This is a genomic window from Streptomyces sp. NPDC041814, assembly GCF_055590565.1.
Genome location: NZ_JBVJAM010000003.1, coordinates 248,497 through 272,027 on the forward strand (window position 1 = coordinate 248,497; position 23,531 = coordinate 272,027).

Sequence of the window (23,531 nt, forward strand, 5' to 3'; positions counted from 1 at the left end):
AGAGCCACCCCCTGAAGGAGTGCCACGATGCGTACGACCAGTCGCCCCCGCCCGCTGCGGACCACCGCCGCCCTCGCCGCCTGCGGCGCGGTGTTCGCGCTGCTCACGTCCGCCTGCTCGACGGCGGACGCCGTCTGCTCCGGCGGCGAGTACCCGGTGCTGTACATCGGCAGTACGGGCAGCGCGTGCGTGAAGGACGGCGAGGAGCCGCCCAAGGGGTACGCCCGTTATCCCGAGGGCAAGGTGCCGAAGCACGTGGACGACAAGTGGTGGACGTACTGGAACGAGCACAGCCTCGACAAGGACGGGAACATCATCGAGGTCTCGGAGTGACGGCCGGGGCGGACGGTCAGCCGGCCGCTCCCGCGCCGATCGGCTTGCGCATCTCCTTGCGGACCTGGGCCGCCTGACGTGCCGCCTCGGCGAGGTCGACCTTGGCGGGGTCCTGGAGCGCGGTCTCCTCGGTGACGACGGCGACGAAGGAGGCGGTGTTGTCGTCGCCCCAGGCGCACATGGGCAGCGTGCTGGTGACGCCCCCGTCCTCGGACCGGACGACCTCGCAGGCGACGGTGATCCCGTAGCCGGCGGGCGTGAACTCCCGCGGGGGCACGGCCACGGTCATCCCCTCGGCCTCGGCGGCGCCCTTGAGGATCGTGTCGCGGGAGAACTCGGGCTTGTTGATGCGGCCCCACATCCCGGAGACGATCAGCGTCCCGCCGTCCTTCGAGGCGTACTGCGTGACCACGGCCTTGGGGTCGCGGACGGTCGGGTCGTACGTGTCCTCGATGTCCTTGCCGTCCGTCGCCGAGGTGTCCTCCTGGAGGGTGTAGTCGCCGTCCAGCAGCGTCTTCGGCACGGTCAGCTTGTACTCGGCGGCCGGGAACCCGTCGGACCCGTCGGAACCGCCCGATCCGCCCGACCCGCTGGGCCCGTCGGAACCGCTGGACACCGGCAGCTTGTCGTCGGCCTCGTCCCCCAGCTGGGCGACGCCGAAGACGATGCCGCCCGCCACCAGGAGGGCCCCGGCGACGACCGCCGCCATCACCCCGGGCCGGGTCCGCCGGGCGGGCGGGAACCCGGGCCCGCCGGGCGGAGCACCCCACGGCTGGGGCGCGGACCCCTGCGGGGCGCCCCACGGCTGCTGCTGGGCGTACGGATTCGGCGGAGGTGGCGGGCCGTAGGGGCCCTGGGGTGCACCGTAAGGGTCCTGCGGCGGCGGGGGCATGCTCATGCCGCACAAGCTACGGCATGCGCCCGCCCGGCTTCCGGGGGGCGCCCGGCCGGGCCGTGCCGCTCACCGCCGTGCGGCCGTCGTCAGGCTTCCGCACCGTCCGTCCCGCCCTGCGCGATCGCCTCGGCCACCTCCGCCACCCTCGCCCGCTCCTCCGCCTCGAAGCGGTCCTTGTCGAGCTGTTCGGCGATCTCCTCGTCCTGGGCCATGAGCAGGTCGAGGCTGGAGTCGCCGAGTTCGAGGACGCCCATGTCGACGTACGCCTTCTGGAGCCGTTCGCCCCACAGGCCGATGTCCTTGACGCACGGGACGATGCGGCTGAACAGCAGCTTGCGGAAGAGCTGGAGGAATTCGGAGTGCTCGGAGAGCGCCTTCGCCTCCTGTTTGCCGATGCCGAAGTTCTCCAGGACCTCGACGCCGCTGAGCCGGTCGCGCATCAGGTAGCAGCCCTCGATGACGAACTCCTCGCGCTCGCGCCGTTCCGCGTCGCTGAGCTGCTTGTAGTAGTCGCGCAGCGCCATCCGCCCGAAGGCCACGTGGCGGGCCTCGTCCTGCATGACGTAGGCGAGTATCTGCTTGGGCAGCGGCTTGGTGGTGGTGTCCCGGATCATGCCGAACGCGGCCAGCGCCAGACCCTCGATGAGGACCTGCATCCCGAGGTAGGGCATGTCCCAGCGGGAGTCGCGCAGGGTGTCGCCGAGCAGGCCCTGAAGGCTGTTGTTGACCGGGTAGAGCATCCCGATCTTCTCGTGCAGGAACCGGCCGTATATCTCCGCGTGCCGGGCCTCGTCCATCGCCTGGGTCGCGGAGTAGAACTTGGCGTCCAGGTCGGGTACGGCCTCCACGATGCGGGCGGCGCAGATCATCGCGCCCTGCTCCCCGTGCAGGAACTGGCTGAACTGCCAGGAGGTGTAGTGCTTGCGCAGCTCGCCCCGGTCCTTCCCGGTCATCCGCCCCCAGTGCGGGGTGCCGTACAGGGGCAGGCCCTCGTCGGGGGTGCCGAGCGGGTCGGCGGGGTCGACCTCCAGGCTCCAGTCGATGCGCTTGTTGCCGTCCCACTGCTTGTCCTTGCCCTTCTGGTAGAGGGCGAGAAGGCGCTCGCGGCCGTCGTCGTAGTCCCAGCTGAAGCGGGCGGCGCCGGTGGCGGGCACGGTCCACAGCGGTTCCTCGGGGGCGGTGGTGTAGAGGTCGTGGGTCGACACGGACGGCTCCTTCGCCTCGCGAATGCCGGGAAGTCGGCGGGCTCCCCGCTCAGTTGGCAGGTTCACACGTTGGTAGACGCGCGGTCAACAAGTCGGGCACAAGGGATTGACGGGCTTGCTGACAAGCAGTCTCATAATGGGTGACCGTCGGTAACCCATGGGTGAGGTGCCTCCGCGATGACGACCGTGACCGAAAGCGACCTGCAGACGCTCCGCGACGCACTCGGCCCGCTGCGCGGCCGCGAGCAGATCGCCGAACGGCTCCTTGAGGCGTCCGCCAAGCACTCCTTCGACCCCGACAGGGAACTCGACTGGGACGCGCCGCCGGAGGACGGCAAGTGGTTCTGGCCGCCCGAGCTGGTCTCGCTCTACGACACCCCCCTCTGGCGGCGGATGTCCCACGACCAGCGGCAGGAACTGGCCCGGCACGAGGCCGCCTCCCTCGCCTCGCTCGGCATCTGGTTCGAGATCATCCTCATGCAGCTGCTCGTACGGCACGTCTACGACAAGCCCCCGACCAGCAACCACGTCCGCTACGCGCTCACCGAGATCGCCGACGAGTGCCGGCACTCGATGATGTTCGGCCGCATGATCACCTGGGGCGACGGGCCCACGTACACCGTGCCGCGCCGCTACCACAACATGGCGCGCGTCCTCAAAAGCGTGTCCACGACGCCCGGTTCGTTCGCCGGGACGCTCCTCGGCGAGGAGATCCTCGACTGGATGCAGCGGCTGACCTTCCCCGACGAGCGCGTCCAGCCCCTGGTGCGCGGCGTGACCCGCATCCACGTCATCGAGGAGGCACGCCACGTCCGCTACGCCCGCGAGGAGCTGCGCCGCCAGATGGTGACCGCACCCCGCTGGGAACGCGAACTGGCCCGCGTCAGCTGCGGCCAGGCGGCCCGCGTCTTCTCCGTCTGCTTCATCAACCCGCAGGTGTACGAGAACGTCGGGCTGAACCGCCACGAGGCGGTCGCCCAGGTGAAGGCCAGCGGGCACCGCACGGAGGTCATGCAGACGGGCGCCAAGCGGCTGACCGACTTCTTCGAGGACATCGGCGTCCTGAACGGGGTGGGGCGCAGGCTCTGGAAGAGCTCGGGCCTGCTGGCGTGACGGCGCTCCCCCTTAGGCTGGGGACCATGACCCCAGCTGCCGCCGCGCCGCCCGGCCGCGCGTACCGAAGACTCAGCGTCGAGGAACGCCGGGCCCAGTTGCTCGGCGCGGCCCTCACGCTCTTCGCGCACCGGTCCCCCGACGAGGTCTCGCTGGACGAGGTCGCGACGGTGGCCGGGGTCTCGCGCCCACTGGTCTACCGCTACTTCCCGGGCGGGCGGCAGCAGTTGTACGAGGCGGCGCTCCGCTCGGCCGCCGAGCAGCTGAAGCTCTGCTTCGCCGAGCCCGCCGAGGGCCCGCCGACCGAGCGCGTGACCCGCGTCCTCGACCGCTATCTGGCCTTCGTGGACGAGCACGACGCCGGATTCAGCGCCCTGCTCCGGGGCGGCAGCGTCGCCGAGACCTCCCGGACGACCACCATCGTGGACGAGGTGCGCCGGGCGGCGGCCGAGCAGATCCTGTTCCACCTCGGCCACGACGAGCACAGCGAACCCGCGCCCCGGATGAGCATGATGGTGCGCACCTGGATCGCGGCGGTCGAGGCGGCCTCGCTGATCTGGCTGGACGAGGGCAAGCGGCCGGACGCCGCCGTGCTGCGCGACTGGCTGGTCGACCAGTTCATCGGCCTGCTGGCCGTCACCTCGTCCTCGGACCCGCAGACCGCGGCGGCCGTGGCCGCGCTGCTCCCGCTGGAGACCGTGGAGGGCCCGGCCGGGCGGCTGGTGGACCGGCTGGCCCCGCTGACCGGCGCAGCCGCGCATCTGCTGCCGCCGGACTGACCGGGACCGGCGCCCCGGCCGGGGCCGGTCCGTCCGATCGGTCAGACTGGCCCGGTGAGAAGTGAGAACACCGCCTTCGTCGGCGGCCCGCTGGACGGCCGGGTCCTGCCCGTCCTGACCGGCGCGACCGGCCACCCGCCCAAGTGGTACGAGGTCCCGGTCCCGGACGCGGCGGGCGGACCGCCCACGGTGTACGCGTACCGCAGGACCCCGGCCGGCCACACGAAGCGGCTCGGCATCCAGCGGGGGTGGATCTACGAGTACGCCCCCGAGGGGCGCGAGCGGCCGCGGTGGCCGTGGTCGAAGCCGGGCGGCAAGCCCGAGGAACCGCCCCACTAGGATCGAACGTCTGGTCCCTGGGGACGGGACGGGGACGGTCACAAGGGGGGATGCGCCATGGAGGCGCCGCGTCAGGACGAGCCACGCCGCTTCGGTCCGTACACCGTGCTGGCCCGCTTGCGTGAGACGGCCGCCGCCGTGCAGTACCTCGCACGCGGTGCGGACCCCGCCGGGCTCGTCGTGGTCACCGCCGCCCGGCCCGGGCTCGCCGCCTCGCCCGCCTTCCGCCACCGCTTCGACGCGGAGGCGCGCCTCGCGGGCCGGCTCGCCGGGGGCTGGGTCGACGGGCCGCTGGAGACCCGCACGGACGGGCCCGACGCGCCCTGGACCGCCACCGCGTACGTCCCCGCGCTGACCCTGGCCGAGGCCATAGGGGCCGCGGGGCCGCTGCCCGGGCGTGCCGTGCGGATACTGGGCGCCGGCCTCGCCGAGACGCTGTCCCGGGTCCACGCCACCGGCGCCGTGCTGCACGGCCTCGCGCCCGGCACCGTGCTCCTCGCCGAAGACGGCCCCCGGCTCACCGCGTTCGGCCCGCTGGGCGCGGCGGCCGAGGCGTCGGCGGGCCCGGGCGGGCGGCTCTCCGTGCGGCTCGGCTACCTGACCCCGGAACAGCTCGCGGGCGAGGAGGCGGGCCCGGCCTCCGACCTCTTCGTGCTCGGCCTGCTGCTCGCCTACGCGGCGACCGGGACGACCCCGCTGGCGGACGGCCCCCCGGCCGAGGCCGCCGACCGCATCGCCGACGCCGCCCCGGAGCTCGGCGGGGTACCCGGCGAGTTGCGCGAGGTGATCGCCCGCTGCCTGGCGAAGGACCCGGCCGACCGCCCCACGGCGGGCACGGTGGCCGCCGAACTCGCCCTGGAGGGCGCGTCCGCCCTGGCGGCGGGCGACTGGCTCCCGGGGCAGCTCGCGGCGGCGGTGGCCGAACAGGGCGCCCGGGCCGCGCAGCTGGCGGCCGCACCCGAGAATTCCGTGTCCATGAAAAACGCGTCTGTGGAGAACCCCGTGTCCGATCAGTATCCGGTGTCCGACGAGAACCCCTCGGGCGGCCGGGGTCCGAATCCCCCGAAGTCGTACGGGGACGTCTGGGACGCCGTCGCGCCCGCGCCCCGGCCGGCTCCCGAGCCCGAGATACAGGACGCGGTGCCGCCGCAGCACCAGCCGACCCCGGTGCCCGAGTGGCAGCAGCCGACGGTCGCCGGGGGCGGCACGGTCCCGGACGCGTCCGCCGCCGTCCCGGACACCCGCACCACACAGCTCGGGGCGATCGGGCAGCCCGCCCAGCAGGGGCAGCCCGCTCCGTGGCCGGACCAGTCCGCCTACGGATACCCGCAGCCGCAGCCCCAGCCGCCGTACCAGCAGCAGCCTCCGTACCAGCAGCAGGCGCCCCAGCCCGCCCCCGTACCCCTGCCGCCCGCGCCCATCCCGAACATCGCACCGCCCGCCGAGCCCCGGCGCTCCGGGCCCAGCCGGCGCGGGCTGCTGTTCGGGGCGGTGGGCGGCGTGGCCGGGCTGCTGGTCGGCGGCGGGACGCTGTACGCGCTGACCTCGGGCGACGACGAGGACAAGCCCGGCCCGGCCCCGGCGCCGACGTCGGGCGGGCCCAGCGTGGCGGGGGTCGCGCCGACGCCGCGCTGGATCTACAACCACCCCGCGTCCGAGCCGGTCCCCCTCACCGCCGCGCTCGTGAAGGACCGTCTGCTGGTCCTCACCGACGAGAGCCATGTGAGCGCCGTCGACCTGCGCACCGGCCGGCGGCTCTGGGAGAACGCCGACGGCGCCAAGGGGCAGGCCGCCCTGGCGGCGGGCGACGAGCTGTGCTTCGTCGCGGGTCCGTCGGAGTTCCTGTGGCTGTCGGCGAAGGACGGCAAGGTCGCCCACCGGGTCCCGTTCTCGGACGGCTTCGAGGGCGTGCCCGGCATGACGATCCGCACGCTGATCGGGTCGGAGGGCGCGACCATCTGGTTCACCGGCTCGCACCGGACCACCGTGAAGGCCCCCGAGCCGAAGAAGGGCGAGAAGCCCGGCAAGGACCGGCAGGTCGTCAAGTCCTACCTGTTCGGGTACGACATCGTGCAGCGCAAGGAGCTGTGGCGGACCCCGGTGCCCAGCGGCCGGGGGCCGATCGCGCCCGTCTTCCGGCTGATAGCGATCCGGCCGGATGCCATCGTCGTGCGGCAGGACTCCCGGACGCTCGCCCCGGCCGCCCTGAAGGCCGCGAAGAAGAAGGGCGTCTTCCGCAGCTTCGACCGCGAGACCGGCAAGGCCCAGTGGAGCCGCAGGTTCGGGAACGTCGCCCTCGACGGCGCGGCCGCCGGCGACGCGGAGGGCACCCTCTACGCGGCGGACGGCCCCAACCTGCGCGCCTTCGAGACGCCCGCCGGCAAGGCGAAGTGGACGCTGAAGGGCACCCGGGGCTCCGTCTTCGGGACGCCGCTCCCCTCGGGCGACCTGCTGTACACCACGAACCGCAACCAGGAAGTGGGGGCGCTCGACCCCAAGACCGGGAAGCCGAAGTGGCGCCGGTCCACGGAAGCGGCGGGCGACAAGGCTCCCGTGGTCTCCGTCAGCGGCTCGGGCAGCACGGTGCTCGCCGCGGGTCCCGGCCAGGTCACCGCCTTCTCCGCCGCCGACGGCAAGCGCCTCTGGAAGTTCCAGGACATCGGCGACCAGGCCCCTGACGGCGAGACCGTCAAGGCCGGCTACCAGGTGCTGGCGTACGACAAGACGGCGATCGTCCGGCGCGGCCGCACGGTGTACGCCTTCCCCGTCGCCTGACGGCACCCGCCCGGCCCACCGTCCGCCGCCTTCCGGGCGAATCCGGAGGGCGGCGGGGGGCCGCCACGGCCGCGGGTTCTTGCATCGCCCCGTCGCACGGGTGAGCGTATGGACGAATTGCGCTCACTCATGGGGTAGTCGCACGATTCACCCCGGTTCCGGAGGTGATGTCGTGTCGTCGGGCACCCTGGTGCGTTCCCTCGGTACGGCGGCGCTGGCCGCCGTCGTCGTGATCTCGCCGGCCACAGCCGTAGCCGCCCCCGCGCCCGAAGCCGGCGGGGTCGCCGGGCTGCTGAGCGAGTTGCAGCGCCTCTACCAGCAGGCCGAAGAGGCCACCGAGACCTACAACGGCACGACGGCCGAGCTGAAGAAGCGGGCCGCGGAGGCGAAGAAGCTCGACGCGGCCCTCGTCACCGCGCGCCGCTCGCTGGCCCGGGGCCGTGACGCCGCCGGGCAGCTGGCCCGCGAGCAGTACCAGGGCCGGTCCGAGCTCTCCGCGTATCTGCGGCTGCTCCTGATGCGCGACCCGGAGGCCGCCCTGACCCAGGGCCAGGTCATCCAGCGGCTCGCCGCCGGGAGGGTGGCGGCCGTGCAGCGGCTCGGCGCGGCCGAGAAGCGGGCCGGCGAGCTGGCGAAGGAGTCCCGCAAGGTGCTCGCCGAGCAGCGGACCCTGGCCGCGCGGAAGAAGAAGGACCGCGACACCGTACGGACCCGGCTGAAACAGGTGGAGGCGAAGCTCGCCTCGCTCACCGCGGACCAGCTCGCCGAGGTCTCGGGGCTGGAGCGGAAGAACACGGACCGGGCCCAGGGCGCCCTGGTGGCCTCGGGCGCGCTCTCCTCGTCCCGGCCGCCCACAGCCCAGGGCGGCGAGGCCGTCGGATACGCGGTCCGGCAGATCGGCAAGCCGTACGTGTGGGGCGCGGAGGGTCCGGGCTCCTTCGACTGCTCCGGGCTCACCTCGCAGGCGTGGGCGAGCGCCGGCCGCGTCATCCCGCGCACCTCGCAGGAGCAGTGGCGGCAGCTGACCAGGGTCCCGATGGACGCGCTGCGCCCCGGCGACCTGGTGGTGTACTTCCCGAAGGCGACCCATGTGGCGCTGTACATCGGCAACGGCCTGGTGGTGCAGGCGCCCCGGCCGGGGACCAGCGTGAAGGTCTCGCCCGTGGCCTCCAACCCGGTGCTCGGCGCGGTCCGGCCCGACCCGGACGGCACGCCGCTCGCCTCGTACCAGGGCCCGGAGCTGCCCGCAGGGGCGACGGACGGTTCGGACGAGGGGTACGGCGCGTCCTCGGCCCCGGCCACGTGAACGGCCGGGGCCCGAGGGCCTGTCTCCAAACTGGCGTCGCCAGGCAGACGGCAGTTTGAAGACAGGGCCTCGGGCCTGTCAGGCGGCCGGGCCCGCCACCGAGGCGAGGTAGGCGTCCGCCTTCTCCGGCTCGAAGAAGAAGTTCTCGAAGTCGGCCGGGTCGTTGAAGCCGTTGGCGAAGCGGTCCGCGACCGGCTGGAGCTGTCCGGCGGCGCCGATCAGGTTCAGCACGTGCTCCGGCGGGACGCCGAGCATGGCGTTGGTCCACTTGGTGACGTGCTGGGCGGTGTCCCAGTAGCGGTCGAACGTGGCCTGCATCCACGCCTCGTCGAACTCGCGGTCGCCGTGCTCCACGATCGCGTCGAGGTAGGCGGCGGCGCACTTGGACGCCGAGTTGGAGCCCTGCCCGGTGATCGGGTCGTTGGCGACGACCACGTCCGCGACGCCGAGCACCAGGCCGCCGCCGGGCAGCCGGCCGACCGGCTTGCGGACGGTGGGGGCGTAGCGTCCGGCGAGGGTGCCGTTGGCGTCGGTCAGCTCGACCTTGGTGGCGCGGGCGTACTCCCAGGGCGTGAACTCCTCCATCAGCTCCAGGGTCTTCGCCAGGTGCTCGGAGGGGTCCTTGATGCCCTGGAACGCGTCGAGCGGCCCGCCCGGGACGCCCTCCCAGAACAGGATGTCGGCGCGGCCGGACGTGGTCAGGGTCGGCATCACGAAGAGCTCGCCGACACCCGGGACCAGGTTGCAGCGGACCGCGTCGAACTCCGGGTGCTCCGGGCGCGGGCCCATGCCGTGCACGTACGCGACGGCCAGCGCGCGCTGCGGGGCGTCGTACGGCGAACGGGAGGCGTCCCGGCCGAACATCGAGACCAGCTCGCCCTTGCCGGCCGCGACCAGCACCAGGTCGTAGGCGCGGGAGAAGTAGTCCAGGTCGGAGACGGCCGCGCCGTGGATGACGAGCTGTCCGCCGCGCTGGGCGAAGGTGTCCATCCAGCCGGCCATCTTGACGCGCTGGTCCACGGACTGGGCGTATCCGTCGAGCCTGCCGACCCAGTCGACGGCCCGCGAGGAGTCGGGGGCGGCGACCGAGACGCCGAGCCCTTCGATGCGGGGGGCCTGCGACTCCCAGAAGTTGAGCTGGAGGTCCCGCTCGTGCTGGAGCGCGGTGTGGAACATGCACTGCGTGGACATGACCCGCCCGGAGCGGATCTCGTCGGCGGTGCGGTTGGACATCAGGGTGACCTCGTACCCCTTGGACTGCAGTCCCAGGGCGAGCTGGAGCCCGGACTGACCGGCTCCGACTATCAGTATCTTCCGCATCGCGGTTCTCCGTTGTGTGGTGCTGGGGGGGCTACGCGGGGGTGGCGTCGAGGGCGTGGCCGACGAGGGCCAGCAGGGACTCGACCACCGTGATCCTGTTGCGCGCGTCCATGATCACTATGGGCACGTGCGCCGGTACGGTCAGGGCCTCCCGGACGTCTTCGGCCTCGAAGCCCGGCGTTCCCTCGAAGTGGTTGACGGCCACGATGTACGGCAGGCCGCAGCTCTCGAAGTAGTCGAGCGCGGGGAAGCAGTCGGCGAGGCGGCGGGTGTCGGCCATGACGACGGCCCCGATCGCGCCGCGCACCAGGTCGTCCCACATGAACCAGAACCGCTGCTGGCCCGGGGTGCCGAACACGTACAGCACGAGGTCGTCGTCCAGCGTGAGCCGGCCGAAGTCCATGGCGACGGTCGTGGTGGCCTTGTCCGGGGTGGCGCTGAGGTCGTCGGTGTCCTCGCTGGCCCGGGTCATCATGGCCTCGGTCTGCAGCGGGGTGATCTCGGAGACCGCGGTCACGAACGTGGTCTTGCCGACGCCGAAGCCGCCCGCGACCACGATCTTCGTGGCGATGGGGGCCCTGGTGCGGTCCAGCTGCCAGGGCTGGAGCTTCTCCTCGGGCTGAGACTCCGGGCCCGGCTGCCGCGGTGCGAACAGCGACTCAGAGACGGCGGAGTCCATCGAGCACCCTTTCGAGCAGTGCGCGGTCGGGCTGGCCGGTGCCGTGCCCGGTCCCGTACACGCGGATCTTTCCCTGGTCGGCCAAGTCGCTGAGCAGCACCCGGACCACGCCGAGCGGCATCTTCAGCAGCGCCGAGACCTCGGCGACGGTACGCATCCGGCGGCAGAGCTCGACGATGGCCCTGAGCTCCGGCATCAGGCGGGTCGCCAGATTGCCGTTGGTGAGTTCGCGGCGCTCCTCGGGGGCCTCCAGCGCGGCGACGAACGTCTCGACCAGCAGGACGTGCCCGAAGCGGGTGCGGCCGCCGGTGAGCGAGTACGGGCGGACCCGTGCGGGCCGTTTTCCGGCCCCCCGGACGGGCAGTTTGCGGGCGGGTCCGGCTGCGGCGTGGCTCACTGGGCGCTCTCCATCGATTTGCGCAGCTCACTGCGGAGTTCGGGGGTGAGTACGTGTCCGGCGCGGCCGACGAACAGCGCCATGTGGTACGCGATGACGCCCATGTCGCAGTCGGGGGAGGCGTGCACCCCGAGCAGCGATCCGTCGCTGATCGACATGACGAAGACGCTGCCCTCGTCCATGGCGACCATGGTCTGTTTCACGCCGCCGCCGTCCATCAGCTTCGCGGCGCCGACGGTGAGGCTGCCGATGCCGGAGACGATGGTCGCCAGGTCGGCGCTGGAACCGCGCGGTCCGCTCTGCGGGGCCGCGGGCCCGGCGGCGTTGTGGTGGCCGGGGTCGGAGGACAGCAGCATGAGCCCGTCGGACGAGACGACGGTGACCGAGTGGACCCCTGGCACCTCCTCGACGAGATTGCTCAGCAACCAGTGCAGGTTCCGGGCCTCGGTGCTCAGCCCGAATGTGCTGGGCGCAGTCAACTGCGTGCCTCCTCGACTGTGTCCCCCGTCTCTCCGGTCCGGCCGTCGCTACGGCCTGCCGGCTCGGCGTGCTCGGTACGTGTGGGGCTCGCGCCCTCGGCGAGTTCGGCCTCGACGTCGCGGCGGCCGTCCCTGGCCCCCTGCTGGAAGCCGCCGAGCCTGCGCCGCAGGGCCTCCTTGTCGACGCTCCCCCGCCGCTCGGCCGCGGGCGCCCCGGCGGGCCGCACGACCTTGGGCGTCCGCTTGGGCAGCCCCTTGTCGGTGACGGCCTCGCCTTCGGGCTTACGGGGGGCGGGGACGGTCTCCGCCGGTTCCGGCGCCGCGGCGGCCGGGTCCGGGTGCGGGGCCTCGTCGGCGGCGCGCTCGTGGCGGTCGGGGCCGATGGCGTACGGACCGGCGGCTGCTGCGTCCGCCGCGTCCGCCGCCTGCGGCGGCCTGGGCAGGCGGACCTGGAGGGTGCGCTCGGAGTCGGTCTCGGGGGCGCCGGACGCCTCCGGGGCGGGCCGGGGCTCCGGGGTGGACCCGGGCTCCGGGACGGCGGCCACGGGGGTCTCGGGGGTTTCCGGGGCCGCATCGGCCTCCGGGACCTCGGGTGTCTCGGGCGTCTCGGGCGCCTCAGCGGCCACCGCGGACTCCGGCGCCTCATCGGCCACCGCGGACTCCGGCGCCTCGACGGCCTCAGGGGTCACCGGCGCCTCCGGCGCCACGGGCGACTCCGGTGCCCCCGCCAGGGCGCGTTCCGCCGCCGCGATCATCGGGTCGTCGGAGGTGGACGCGGTGCGGCCGGGCAGCGTGTTGGAGTTGGCCTCGGCCACCGAGCCCGGCAGGTTCAGCGCGGGCGCGTCGCCCGGCGCGGTGACCGGCGGGGGCGTCGCCGCCGGGAGGGCCTTGGGCAGCAGGGCCTCCGGGAGGACGACGACCGCGGTCACCCCGCTCCCCTTCTGCTCGCGCAGCTCCACCCGTACGCCGTGCCGGGCGGCGAGCAGCGAGGTCACCTGGAGGCCGAGGCCGGCCCCGTCGGCGTTCTGCTCCCCGGCCTCGAAGAGCGCGGGGTCGGCCAGGCGGGTGTTGAGCTCGTCCATCCGTACGGCCGACATGCCGATGCCCTCGTCCTGGACGGAGAGCATCACCTCACCGCTCTCCAGGAGCCAGCCCGAGAGCTGGACGTGGGAGTCGGGCGGCGAGAACGACGTGGCGTTCTCCAGGAGCTCCGCGACCAGGTGGCTGAGGTCGTCGGCCGCGAATCCGGCGACCTGGGCGTGCGGCGGCAGGGACTGGATGGTGACCCGCTCGTACCGCTCGATCTCGCTGACAGCTGCCCGCAGGACGTCGACCAGCGGGATCGGGCCCGGGTGGCCGGGCCCGTGGTCCGCGCCCGCGAGGACCAGCATGTTCTCGCTGTGGCGGCGCATGACCGTGGCCATGTGGTCGAGCTTGAAGAGCGTGCCGAGCCGTTCCGGGTCCTGCTCGCGCTCCTCCAGGGACTCGATGACGCCGAGCTGCCGTTCGACCAGGCCGAGGGTGCGCAGCGAGAGGTTGACGAAGGTGTGGTGGACGGTGTTCCGCAGCTTCTCCAGCTGGGCTGTCAGGTCCGCCGTGCGCACCTGGAGTTCGGCGCGCTGCACCGTGAGGGCCTCGCGTCCGGCGAGCAGTTCGGCGCGCTCGGTCTCCAGGTGCGCGAAGCGCCCGTCGATCTCCTGGAGCAGCTCCCGCAGGCGGGCGTGCAGGGCGTTGATGGAGCGGACCGTCTGGGCGAACTCGTCGTTGCGGCCGGTGTAGCGGACCGGTTCGGCGGTGTCGGGTTCGGCGGCGAGGCGGGCGGCGCCGATCCGGAGCACGGCGAGCGGCTGGGTGAGGGTGCGGGCGACGGCGGTGGAGACGGCGACCGCGACGAGCAGGCAGCCGCCGAGAAGCGCGATGCGCAGTTCGAGGGCGGTGACGTCGTCGTCGCGGAGCTGTCCGAGGCGCTGGACCTGGGTGGTGCCGAGCGCCGACTCCACCGAGCGCATCCGGTCGACGCGGGCTGCGAGGGCCGCGGCGACCTTCTTGTCGCTGACCTTCAGGTCGGATGCGGACAGTTCGGGGCGGTCGGTCAGCTCGGCGAGGTACTTCTCGGCGCTGTTGACCTCGGGTCCGGTGACGGTGGACGCCAGCTTGTCGCGGGCGGTGGCACCGGCGGACTGGTCGAAGCCGGCGAGCGCGGAGAGTTCGCCGACCCGGGCCTGCTGGGCGGCGGCGCTCAGCGCGTTCCGGGTGCGGTCCTCCTTGGTCTCGCCCTCGTCCTCGCTCTGCACGGGCAGCCCGGTGAACGGGTCGATGCGCGGGGGCGCGGGCTCCGGGCGGGGCACGGCGAGCGCGGCGAGCAGCAGCCCCCGGGTGGCGGACGCCTCCTCGGTGGCCCGGCCGAGCGCCTGCGGGGTGCGGGTGGCGTCGGCGGCGCGCGGCGGGGTGGAGCGGGCGAGCTCGTCGGCGAGGCCGTGGAGTTTGGCGATGACCTCGGAGTACGCCCGGTGGGCCTCCAGGGCCGTGCCCTTGCCGCTGATCGCGTCGCGGCGCAGGGACGGGACGGTGGAGAGGTCGCGCAGGAGGTCGGCCGGGGCCGCGCCGCGGATCTCGTCCACCTGCTGGTCGACCCGGGCGCCCCGGTTGCCCGGCTCGCCCTCCCGGCCGCCCGCGATGTAGACGGTGACCTCGTCACGCTCGTCGGCGAGGGAGTGGGCCAGGGAGATCGCCTGCTGGTTCAGCTCGGCGAGGGTGACCAGATGCTGCGAGTCGGTGAGGTCGGACGAGGCGGCGAGCACGGCCGGTGTCCCCGCCGCTATGACGGTGATCCCGACGACGGCGACGCCCGCGACCAGCCGGCTACGGACGCGCACGCGGCGACCGCCCTCCGCCGGGGTCGTCGGCGCCGCCTCGGAACCGCTGTTGCTGCCGCCCTTGCTCCGAGGCCGCTTCTTCTGCACCGGTGCTCGCAATCTCGACTCGTCCGCCCTTGAAGCAGAGGTGACGCACGGTCACATGAACGAGCGTCCCGCCCCCTGGTACGGCTCCCGACCATTCCAGTGCTTTTCAGGAGGGGGCGCGCATCAACCGCTCCGCCACACGAACGAGTGAACAACACTCCCGAGTTGGCGAACAAGTCTCCCCAGCGGGCCCCGGGGCCATGCGTGGACACCGGCTGGAACTTCCGCCCGGGCTTTGGCAGGATGCCCGCCCGCACCCCGGGGCGGAGTGATTCCTTCCGCGTCTCCCAACCTTCTGACCTGCTGGTACACACCAATCGCGGTGCCGTGCAGGCACGGTGAAGGCATCGTGCAGACTGGCGGCATGCGTATCGAACTCGCGACCGCTCCCGGCGCTCCGGACCGCCCGAACGAGGACTGGACCGCCTCGGTCCTCCCCGCTTCCGGTCGGGGCGGCGGGCTGGTGCTGCTGGACGGCGTGACCCCGCCGCAGGGCGATGCCGGTTGTGTGCACTCGGTTCCGTGGTTCACGGCCCGGCTGGGCGGGGCCCTGGTCGAACTGTCCGGTTCGCGGCGGGATCTGACCTTGCGGGAGATCCTCGCGGAGTCCATCCGGCGCACCGCGGACGCCCACCGCTCGACCTGTGACCTTTCTCACGTACGTACGCCACAGGCGACCGTCGTCGTGGTGCGTTGGGACGGGGCCGAGGTGGAGCACCTGGTGCTGTCCGATTCGGTGCTGCTGCTCGAAGCGCCTGACGGGGGCGTCCGCGCGGTGCTGGACGACCGGCTCGACCGGCTGCCCCGGGAGTTCCTGGTCTCGGACGCGGTGGCCGACGCCCGGGCGCGCAACAAGGAGGGCGGCTTCTTCACGGCCGCCGCCGACCCGGCCGTGGCGGAGCGCGCGGTCACCGGACGGACGCCGCGCGCCGGGGTGCGGGCCCTGGCCGCGATGACGGACGGGGCGAGCCGCTGGACGGAGATGTTCGGCGAGGGCGACTGGGCCGCGTGCCTCGGGATCCTGGAGAAGGAGGGCCCGCAGGCGCTGATCGACCGGGTCCGCGCCCTGGAGGACGCGGACACGGAGCGTGAGCGCCTCCGGGGCAAGACCCACGACGACGCGACGGCGGCGTACGTACGGCTGTAGGGCCTCTCGGCTGCGGGCCCCCGGGGCGCTCAGTCCTCGGCGCGTGCGTTCAGCTGGTGCAGCAGGCGGGCGAGTTCCGCGACCTCGGCGCGGTCCCAGTCGGCCAGCTTGCGGACGTAGCGGTCGCGGCGGGCGTCGCGGACGCTCCGGAAGCGGGCGAGCCCTTCCTCGGTGAGGTGCACGAGGAACGCGCGCCCGTCGGCCGGATCCGGCTCGCGCGCCACCAGGCCGAGCGCCTCCAGGGCGCGGAGCTGCCGGCTCATGGTGGCCTTCCCGACGCCGAAGTAGGCGGCGAGGTCGGTGGCCCGCTGCCGGCCGGCGGATTCCAGGCGTACGAAGAGGCCGTAGGCGGCTGCCTCCAGTTCGGGGTGCACCTCGCGCGCCATCTCGCCGGAGTTGGCCCGCGCCCGGCGCAGAAAGACGGCCAACTCCAGCTCCAGGGCGAGGAATTCGCGGTCCACACCACTTCCTCCGGTAGCGCCGGGTTCACGTCCGCTTTCGCTCCCGTGCACGTCAACTCCCCTCAAGAGGTTTCCCGCAGATGAAAGTTTCTTCCGCCGGCGGTCATCACCGCAGCTCCGCCAGTATTTCGCAGGAGTAGACCAACGGCGCCGCCCAGGCCCTCTTCCGCCGCACGGGTCTACGTGCGTAGCGTCATGCATGGCATGTCCACACCATGACATGCATCCGGGGGAGCCGTGCGGCGCCTCCCGGGTCAGCAGATCCCCCCACCGAGGTCTCGGAGGCACGCAATGCCCGTGCACAGATCCGGCTCCACGAAGTCCCGTCGCTCGCGCTTCGCCGCGGCCGGCACTCTGCTCGCAGCCCTCTCCCTCCTCATCGCGCTCCCCGGCGCCTCGAACGCCGCGGGCGGCGACCCCACCGCACCCGCGCGCGGCACCGCCACCATGGGCATGGGCGTCGTCGCCCACGACGGCAAGGGCGGCCTGCCCGTCGGGTCCACCGTCACCCAGACCGAGGGCGTGGACGTCAGCAGCCACCAGGGCAACGTCGCCTGGTCGACGCTCTGGAACAGCGGCGTGAAGTGGGCCTACACCAAGGCCACCGAGGGGACGTACTACACGAACCCCTACTTCGCGCAGCAGTACAACGGCTCGTACAACGTCGGGATGATCCGCGGCTCCTACCACTTCGCCACGCCCGACACCACCAGCGGCGCCACCCAGGCCAACTACTTCGTGGACCACGGGGGCGGCTGGTCCAGGGACGGCAAGACCCTGCCGGGCGTGCTCGACATCGAGTGGAACCCGTACGGCGCGCAGTGCTACGGCAAGACCGCGGCCGGAATGGTGTCCTGGATTCGCGACTTCGTGAACACCTACAAGGCCCGTACCGGACGCGACGCGGTCATCTACACCGCGACGAGCTGGTGGCAGACCTGCACCGGGAACAACTCCAGCTTCGGCACCACCAACCCGCTGTGGGTGGCCCGGTACAACACCACGGTCGGCACACTCCCGGCCGGCTGGGGCTTCTACACGATCTGGCAGTACACGTCCTCCGGCCCGACGGTGGGCGACCACAACCACTTCAACGGCGCCCTCGACCGCGTACAGGCACTCGCCAACGGATAGCGGCGACAGCCTCCCGCACCACGCGGAGCCCGGTGACGCACCCCGTCGCCGGGCTTCGCCGCGTTCCGGCCACCCCACTATGAACCCGGTGTATACAGCGCATGTATAGTCGCCGTTCCAGGTCGCACACCAGTGCGTTCGTTCACCAGAGGGAGTGGCACGCCGTGCCCAGTAAGAGGAAGTCGATCGGTACGGGGTTGGCCGTCGCTCTTGTGACAGCGCTCACGCTCACACTGAGCGGCTGCACGATGGAGACCACCGCGCCCGGCTCGGCCCGCGACGACGCGGCTTCGGACGCCAAGGCGCCGATGGGCCCGGTGGACTGCCGCAAGGCCAAGTGCATCGCCCTGACCTTCGACGCGGGCCCGGCGGAGGACACGCCCCGGCTGCTGGACATCCTCAAGGAGAAGAAGGTCCACGCGACGTTCTTCCTGCTCGGCAAGAACCACGTCAAGAAGCACCCGGACACCGTGCGGCGGCTCGCGGCCGAAGGCCATGAGATCGCCAACCACACCTGGTCGCACCAGATCCTGACCGACCGGAAGCCGGCCGAGATACGCGCCGAGCTGGAGAAGACGCAGGACGCCATCGCCGCGATCACCGGCAAGAAGCCCCGGCTCATGCGCCCGCCGCAGGGCCGCACCGACGACACCATCTCCGGGATCTGCAAGGACCTCGGGCTCTCCCAGATCCTGTGGAGCGCCACCGCCAAGGACTACTCGACCACCGACTCCGCGCTGATCAGGAAGCGGATAGTCGACCAGGCGGGCAAGGACGGCATCATCCTGCTGCACGACATCTACAAGGGCACCGTGCCCGCCGTGCCGGGGATCATCGACACCCTGAAGAAGCAGGGCTACACCTTCGTGACGGTCCCCCAGCTGATGGCCCCGGCCGAGCCGGTCCCGGGCACGATCTACCGCCCGTAGGCGCGTACGGCAACGGCCCGCCTCCCCCGCGAGGGGAAGGCGGGCCGCCGTGTCCGTGGCGCCTACGCCGCCGCCGGAATCCTGTGCTCCGCCGTGGCCGGGGCCAGGGCGATCTCCAGCACCTGGCGGACGTCGGTGACCGGGTGGACCTCCAGGGTCTCCAGCACCTCGGCCGGGACGTCGTCCAGGTCGGCCTCGTTCCGCTTGGGGATCACCACGGTGGTGATGCCCGCCCGGTGCGCGGCCAGGAGCTTCTGCTTCAGGCCGCCGATCGGGAGCACCCGCCCGGTCAGCGAGACCTCACCGGTCATCGCCACATCCGTGCGGACCAGCCGTCCGGAGAGCAGCGAGGCCAGCGCGGTCGTCATCGTGATGCCCGCGCTCGGGCCGTCCTTGGGGACCGCGCCCGCCGGGAAGTGGATGTGCACGCCCCGGTCCTTGAGGTCCGCGACCGGCAGCTCCAGCTCCGCGCCGTGCGACCGGAGGAAGCTCAGCGCGATCTGCGCCGACTCCTTCATGACGTCGCCCAGCTGGCCGGTGAGGGTCAGCCCGGACGCCCCGGTCTCCGGGTCGGCGAGCGACGCCTCCACGAAGAGGACGTCCCCGCCCGCCCCGGTCACCGCGAGCCCGGTGGCCACGCCCGGCACCGCCGTACGGCGCTCGGCCGGGTCCTGGGCGGACTCGGGCACGTGGTGCGGACGGCCGATGAGACCGCGCAGGTCGTCCGCGCCCACCGTGAAGGGCAGCTCGCGGTCGCCCAGTTCGCTCTGGGCCGCGACCTTGCGCAGCAGCCGGGCGACGGCGCGCTCCAGATTCCGCACCCCGGCCTCGCGGGTGTACTCGCCGGCCAGCTTGCGCAGCGCCGGTTCGTCCAGGGCGACCTCGTCCTTCTCCAGGCCGGCCCGCTCCAGCTGGCGCGGGAGCAGGTGGTCGCGGGCGATGACGACCTTCTCGTCCTCGGTGTAGCCGTCGAGCCTGACCAGCTCCATGCGGTCGAGCAGCGCCTCCGGGATGGCCTCCAGGACGTTGGCCGTGGCCAGGAAGACGACGTCGCTGAGGTCGAGCTCGACCTCCAGGTAGTGGTCGCGGAAGGTGTGGTTCTGCGCGGGGTCGAGGACTTCGAGGAGGGCGGCGGCCGGGTCGCCCCGGAAGTCGGAGCCGACCTTGTCGATCTCGTCCAGGAGGACGACCGGGTTCATGGAGCCGGCCTCCTTGATGGCGCGCACGATGCGTCCGGGCAGCGCCCCGACGTACGTACGCCGGTGGCCGCGGATCTCCGCCTCGTCCCGGACACCGCCGAGCGCGACGCGGACGAACTTGCGGCCCATGGCGTGCGCGACGGACTCCCCCAGCGAGGTCTTGCCGACGCCGGGCGGGCCCACCAGGGCCAGCACCGCGCCGCCGCGCCGCCCGCCGACGACGCCGAGGCCGCGGTCGGCCCGGCGCTTGCGCACCGCGAGGTATTCGGTGATGCGCTCCTTCACGTCCTGGAGGCCGGCGTGCTCGGCGTCCAGGATCTCCTGGGCGCCCTTGATGTCGTACGCGTCCTCGGTGCGCTCGGTCCAGGGCAGTTCGAGGACGGTGTCGAGCCAGGTCCTGATCCAGGAGCCCTCGGGGCTCTGGTCGGAGGCGCGCTCCAGCTTGTCGACCTCCTTGAGCGCCGCCTCGCGGACGTGCCCGGGCAGGTCGGCGGCCTCGACGCGGGCCCGGTAGTCGTCGGACTCGTCCTCCGGGTCGCCGTTGAGCTCGGAGAGCTCCTTGCGTACGGCGTCGAGCTGGCGCCGCAGCAGGAACTCGCGCTGCTGCTTGTCGACGCCCTCCTGGACGTCCTTGGCGATGGACTCCGCGACGTCCTGCTCGGCGAGGTGTTCGCCCAGCCACTGGATGGCGAGCTTGAGCCGGGCGACCGGGTCGGCGGTCTCCAGGAGCTGGACCTTCTGGGCGGTCGTGAGGAAGGGCGAGTACCCCGAGTTGTCGGCGAGCGCGGAGACGCCCTCGATCTGCTGGACCCGGTCCACGACCTGCCAGGCCCCGCGCTTCTTCAGCCAGCTGGTGGCGAGCGCCTTGTACTCCCTGACCAGCTCGGCGACGGCCCCGGGCAGAGGGTCGGGGACGGATTCGTCCACCCGGACCCCTTCGACCCAGAGGGCGGCGCCGGGGCCGCTGGTGCCCGCTCCGATGCGGACCCGGTCGCGGCCCCGGATGAGGGCGCCCGGGTCACCGTCGGAGAGCCGCCCCACCTGCTCGACGGTGCCGCGGACACCGATCCCGGTGTACGTCCCGTCGATGCGCGGGACGAGCAGCACCTCGGGCTTGCCCCCGCCCTCCCGGGCGGCGGCCTGCGCGGCCTCCACGGCGGCGCGCACCTCGGTGTCCGACAGGTCCAGCGGCACCACCATTCCCGGCAGCACGACCTCGTCGTCAAGCGGCAGCACGGGCAGGGTGAGCGGTGTGACGGCAGTGGACTCAGTAGCCATGATCTCCCCTTCGGCAGTCAAGTTGAGCTATACGGGCTCAATGCTTGTGAGCCCCAGGATGTTCCCCAAGCGTTGTTCGCTCTGAGCGATCAGGGTGTGGCCCAGCGGAACGGGTGCTCCGGACCGTTGTCAGTGGTGCCTGCCACGATGCGTGGAGATCGAGCCACCAGGGAGACGCATATGGGTACGTGGGACGTGGGCCCCTTCGACAACGACACCGCCGCCGACTGGTGCGGCGGTCTGGACGAGGCCGCGCCGGAGGCGCGCGAGGCGATGGTCCGGGCCGCGCTGGCCGAGACGGCGGACACCACGGACTACCTGGACTCGGACGTGGCGAACGAAGCCATAGCGGCCGCCGCCCTGGTCGCGGCGCAGTGCCCCGGGGGTGCCCCCGCCGACTCCGCGTACGGCCCGGACGAGCCCCTTCCGGACCTGACCGGCCTGCGCGGACTCGCGCTCCGGGCCCTGGACCGGGTCCTGACGGAACCGTCCGAGGCGCTGGAGCTCTGGGAGGAAGCGGAGGACGGGCCCTGGCACACGGGGATCAACCAGCTGCGCGGGACGCTTATGCCCCGGCCCTGAGCGGGCCCTTGCCGCGCGCCCGATATTCCGTGGAGCCCCGGCGCCGCGCCGGACAGGATGGCCTCGTGACCGAGACCCCGCTCCCCGTGCAGGCCCTGATCGTCGTGGACGTGCAGAAGGACGGGGTGACCGGCGCGGGTGCCGTGCCCGCGGCCGATGCGCTGCTGGACCGTACGTCCGGGCTGCTGGAGCGGGCCCGGCGGGCGGGCGCGGTCGTCGTCCACCTCCAGAACGACGGCGACCCCGGGTCGGGCGACGAGCCGTTCACACCGGGCTGGGCGCTGCACCTGCCGGTCGTGGAGGGCCCCGCCGAATCCGTGATCCGCAAGACCTGGGACGACGGCTTCAGGGGCACGTCGCTGGGCGCCGTGCTGGCGGAGGCGGGCGTCGGGGCGCTGGCGGTCTGCGGCGTCATGTCGGAGATGTGCGTCCAGGCGACGGCCCGCACCGCCCTGGAGCTGGGCTACCGGGTCGTCCTCCCGCACGACGCCCACGCCACGCACGACGTCCCGGCCGCCCCCGGAATCAGCGCCGCGGTCCCCGCCGCCGTCGTCTCCCGGGTCGCCGCCTGGGCGATCAGCGCGGACGCGGACGTCACCACGCCCGCCTCGGCCGTACGGTTCACGGCGCCGCCGAGCGCGTGAACCGGGCGGCGGGCGACCGCCGATAGAGGGGGTGTGAGCCACTTGCACCCCTCGGGGGACGACCGGAGCGACGACGCGCTGTTGCGTGCTGTCGCACAGGGGGACGCGGCCGCCCTGGCCGCGTTCTACGACCGGCATGCCGGCTGGCTCCTCGCCCGCCTGAGCCGCCGGTGCCCGGACGCGGAGACCGTACGGGAGGTCGTGCAGGACACCTTCGTGACGGTGTGGCGCTCCGCCGCCGCGCACCGGGGCGCGGCGGCGGGCGGCTGGCTCTGGGTGATCGCCGCCCGGCGCCTGGTCGACGCCCAGCGCACCCGGGCCCGGACGGAACGCGCGACGGCGGCCGAGCAGGCGGGCGGCAGCCGCTGGGCCGCCCCCGCCCCGTCCGCCGAGGACCGGGTCCTGGCAGGCCTGGAGTACGGGGACGTGGGCGCCGCGCTCGACCGGATCTCGCCGGAGCTCCGGGAGGTCCTGCGGGCGACGGTGGTCGACGGCCTGACCACCAGGGAGGCCGCCCGGCTGCTCGGCATACCCGAGGGCACGGTCAAGACCCGGGCCATGCGCGCCCGCCGCGAGTTGCGCACCGCCCTGGACCGGCTCGTCGCGGAGAACGGCCCCCTGGGAGGCACGGCATGACGGCCTGGCACGTGACGGACGATCTGGTCCTGCGGTACGCGGAGGGCACGGCCCCGGAGACGGACGCCTGGTCCCTGGAGAAGCACGTCGAGTCCTGCACGGGGTGCGCGGAACGCGTGTCGGGCGCGGTACGCGACCAGGGGGCCGGAGCGGCGGTACTGGACGCGATCCGGGCGGCGGTGCTGGCGGATGCGACGGCGGCACCGGAGGCGGGCGCGTGGCGCCGGGCGCTCGGCGCGGATGTGTCCTGGGCCGGGGCGTGGCGGCGGGTGCGTGGTGCGGGTGTGTGGGGTCGCGTGCCCGGCCCCCACCGCCTCGGGCACGTGCTCCGGGCCGCCGGGCCCGCTCTGCGCGGGCAGTGGACCGGGGCGCTGCTGCTCGTCGTGTGCACGGCCGTGGCGCTCGCGTACGGGGGTGGGCTCGGGGGGTCGGTGCGGGCGCTGTTGCTGCTCGTGGCGCCGGTGCTGCCGGTGGCCGGGGTCGGGGTCTCGTACGGGCGCTCGGCCGACCCGCTGCACGAGATCATCGCCACCTCCCCCGGCGGCGGGCTGCGGCTGCTGCTGACCAGGACGGCCGCGGTGCTCGGGGTGACCGTTCCGGTGCTCGCCCTGGCCTGGGCGGTGCTGCCCGCGTCGGCCGGCGGGCCGGGGCCGCTGGCCTGGCTGCTGCCCGGACTCGCCCTGACCCTCGCGGCCCTGGCGCTCGGCTCGTACGTCGGCTGCCGCACCGCCGCCCTTGTCGTCGCTGCGGGCTGGGCGGCCGCCGTCACCGTACCGGCGCTCGGCACGTCCCCGTCCGCGTTCCTCGACGGAGCGCCGACGGCGCTCGGCTACTTCGCGGGGCTCCCCGCACAGGGCGCGTGGGCGGGGGCGGCCGTGCTCGGCGCGGCGCTGCTCGTCCTGCGCCGCCGATCCTTCGACCACCTGGAGACGTCATGA

22 protein-coding genes are annotated in these 23,531 nt (G+C 73.2%); 13 read left to right on the forward strand and 9 right to left on the reverse strand.

Annotation, left to right across the window (positions count from 1 at the left end; translation table 11 throughout):
- Positions 1-27: 27 nt before the first annotated feature.
- On the forward strand, positions 28-333 hold the full coding sequence (locus ACZ6C6_RS10780; protein WP_469201287.1) for an SCO0607 family lipoprotein: 306 nt from the start codon (positions 28-30) through the stop codon (positions 331-333).
- A gap of 16 nt (positions 334-349) precedes the next feature.
- On the opposite strand, the gene ACZ6C6_RS10785 is transcribed toward ACZ6C6_RS10780, so the two are convergent.
- Positions 350-1,231: a hypothetical protein gene (locus ACZ6C6_RS10785; protein ID WP_469201289.1), complete on the reverse strand. Its 882-nt coding sequence runs from the start codon at positions 1,229-1,231 to the stop codon at positions 350-352.
- 83 nt (positions 1,232-1,314) lie between these two features.
- On the reverse strand, positions 1,315-2,433 hold the full coding sequence (locus tag ACZ6C6_RS10790) for a ferritin-like domain-containing protein (RefSeq protein WP_469201291.1): 1,119 nt from the start codon (positions 2,431-2,433) through the stop codon (positions 1,315-1,317).
- Between the two features lie 177 nt (positions 2,434-2,610).
- Here ACZ6C6_RS10790 and ACZ6C6_RS10795 point away from each other — a divergent pair, with 177 nt between their 5' ends.
- The 5 genes from ACZ6C6_RS10795 to ACZ6C6_RS10815 all read left to right on the forward strand — a co-directional run bounded on the left by ACZ6C6_RS10795 (position 2,611) and on the right by ACZ6C6_RS10815 (position 8,745).
- A complete protein-coding gene (locus tag ACZ6C6_RS10795) occupies positions 2,611-3,546 on the forward strand; it encodes an AurF N-oxygenase family protein (protein WP_469201293.1) in 936 nt (311 codons plus the stop codon).
- Positions 3,547-3,572: 26 nt separating this feature from the next.
- Positions 3,573-4,325, forward strand: coding sequence for a TetR/AcrR family transcriptional regulator (locus ACZ6C6_RS10800; RefSeq protein ID WP_469201295.1), 753 nt, complete (start codon positions 3,573-3,575; stop codon positions 4,323-4,325).
- 54 nt (positions 4,326-4,379) lie between these two features.
- Positions 4,380-4,664 (forward strand): hypothetical protein, encoded by a 285-nt coding sequence (locus tag ACZ6C6_RS10805; RefSeq protein WP_469201296.1) that lies wholly within the window; start codon positions 4,380-4,382, stop codon positions 4,662-4,664.
- A 57-nt stretch (positions 4,665-4,721) separates the two neighbouring features.
- Positions 4,722-7,439: an outer membrane protein assembly factor BamB family protein gene (locus ACZ6C6_RS10810; RefSeq protein ID WP_469201298.1), complete on the forward strand. Its 2,718-nt coding sequence runs from the start codon at positions 4,722-4,724 to the stop codon at positions 7,437-7,439.
- Between the two features lie 172 nt (positions 7,440-7,611).
- Entirely contained in the window at positions 7,612-8,745 is a 1,134-nt protein-coding gene (locus ACZ6C6_RS10815) for a C40 family peptidase (RefSeq protein WP_469201300.1), read from the forward strand.
- A gap of 78 nt (positions 8,746-8,823) precedes the next feature.
- Here the strand turns inward: ACZ6C6_RS10815 and ACZ6C6_RS10820 are convergent, their stop codons facing one another.
- Genes ACZ6C6_RS10820 through ACZ6C6_RS10840 form a run of 5 tightly spaced genes read right to left on the reverse strand, consistent with a single transcriptional unit; the run spans position 8,824 to position 14,583 of the window.
- Positions 8,824-10,065, reverse strand: coding sequence for a styrene monooxygenase/indole monooxygenase family protein (locus ACZ6C6_RS10820; protein WP_469201302.1), 1,242 nt, complete (start codon positions 10,063-10,065; stop codon positions 8,824-8,826).
- Between the two features lie 31 nt (positions 10,066-10,096).
- The gene (locus ACZ6C6_RS10825) at positions 10,097-10,744 is read right to left on the reverse strand and encodes a GTP-binding protein (protein WP_469201304.1); all 648 of its coding nucleotides are present in this window, start codon (positions 10,742-10,744) and stop codon (positions 10,097-10,099) included.
- Positions 10,725-11,141 (reverse strand): DUF742 domain-containing protein, encoded by a 417-nt coding sequence (locus ACZ6C6_RS10830; RefSeq protein WP_469201306.1) that lies wholly within the window; start codon positions 11,139-11,141, stop codon positions 10,725-10,727. The genes ACZ6C6_RS10825 and ACZ6C6_RS10830 overlap by 20 nt, the downstream gene beginning before the upstream one ends.
- Positions 11,138-11,620, reverse strand: a complete 483-nt coding sequence (locus tag ACZ6C6_RS10835) for a roadblock/LC7 domain-containing protein (RefSeq protein ID WP_469201309.1) — start codon at positions 11,618-11,620, stop codon at positions 11,138-11,140. Before ACZ6C6_RS10835 ends, ACZ6C6_RS10830 begins: the two co-directional genes overlap by 4 nt.
- Positions 11,617-14,583, reverse strand: coding sequence for a sensor histidine kinase (locus tag ACZ6C6_RS10840; protein WP_469201310.1), 2,967 nt, complete (start codon positions 14,581-14,583; stop codon positions 11,617-11,619). Before ACZ6C6_RS10840 ends, ACZ6C6_RS10835 begins: the two co-directional genes overlap by 4 nt.
- Positions 14,584-14,947: 364 nt before the next feature.
- Here ACZ6C6_RS10840 and ACZ6C6_RS10845 point away from each other — a divergent pair, with 364 nt between their 5' ends.
- On the forward strand, positions 14,948-15,730 hold the full coding sequence (locus tag ACZ6C6_RS10845; RefSeq protein WP_469201312.1) for a protein phosphatase 2C domain-containing protein: 783 nt from the start codon (positions 14,948-14,950) through the stop codon (positions 15,728-15,730).
- Between the two features lie 29 nt (positions 15,731-15,759).
- Here ACZ6C6_RS10845 and ACZ6C6_RS10850 read toward each other — a convergent pair whose 3' ends face one another.
- Positions 15,760-16,242, reverse strand: a complete 483-nt coding sequence (locus ACZ6C6_RS10850; RefSeq protein WP_469201314.1) for a MarR family winged helix-turn-helix transcriptional regulator — start codon at positions 16,240-16,242, stop codon at positions 15,760-15,762.
- Positions 16,243-16,482: 240 nt separating this feature from the next.
- On the opposite strand from ACZ6C6_RS10850, the gene ACZ6C6_RS10855 reads away from it, so the two are divergent.
- The gene (locus tag ACZ6C6_RS10855; RefSeq protein ID WP_469201316.1) at positions 16,483-17,325 is read left to right on the forward strand and encodes a lysozyme; all 843 of its coding nucleotides are present in this window, start codon (positions 16,483-16,485) and stop codon (positions 17,323-17,325) included.
- Positions 17,326-17,573: 248 nt separating this feature from the next.
- Complete coding sequence (locus tag ACZ6C6_RS10860) at positions 17,574-18,254, forward strand: polysaccharide deacetylase family protein (protein ID WP_469201838.1); 681 nt, start codon at positions 17,574-17,576, stop codon at positions 18,252-18,254.
- A 62-nt stretch (positions 18,255-18,316) separates the two neighbouring features.
- Here ACZ6C6_RS10860 and lon read toward each other — a convergent pair whose 3' ends face one another.
- Positions 18,317-20,731, reverse strand: a complete 2,415-nt coding sequence (gene lon / locus ACZ6C6_RS10865) for an endopeptidase La (RefSeq protein WP_469201318.1) — start codon at positions 20,729-20,731, stop codon at positions 18,317-18,319.
- Between the two features lie 180 nt (positions 20,732-20,911).
- Between lon and ACZ6C6_RS10870 the strand changes: the two genes are divergently transcribed.
- From ACZ6C6_RS10870 to ACZ6C6_RS10885, 4 genes are all read left to right on the forward strand, one after another.
- A complete protein-coding gene (locus ACZ6C6_RS10870; protein WP_469201320.1) occupies positions 20,912-21,313 on the forward strand; it encodes a DUF4259 domain-containing protein in 402 nt (133 codons plus the stop codon).
- A gap of 65 nt (positions 21,314-21,378) precedes the next feature.
- A complete protein-coding gene (locus ACZ6C6_RS10875) occupies positions 21,379-21,957 on the forward strand; it encodes an isochorismatase family protein (protein ID WP_469201322.1) in 579 nt (192 codons plus the stop codon).
- Between the two features lie 33 nt (positions 21,958-21,990).
- Positions 21,991-22,593, forward strand: a complete 603-nt coding sequence (locus tag ACZ6C6_RS10880; RefSeq protein ID WP_469201323.1) for an RNA polymerase sigma factor — start codon at positions 21,991-21,993, stop codon at positions 22,591-22,593.
- Positions 22,590-23,531 carry a hypothetical protein gene (locus tag ACZ6C6_RS10885; protein ID WP_469201325.1) on the forward strand — a complete coding sequence of 314 codons (942 nt, stop codon included), beginning with the start codon at positions 22,590-22,592 and terminating at the stop codon, positions 23,529-23,531. Before ACZ6C6_RS10880 ends, ACZ6C6_RS10885 begins: the two co-directional genes overlap by 4 nt.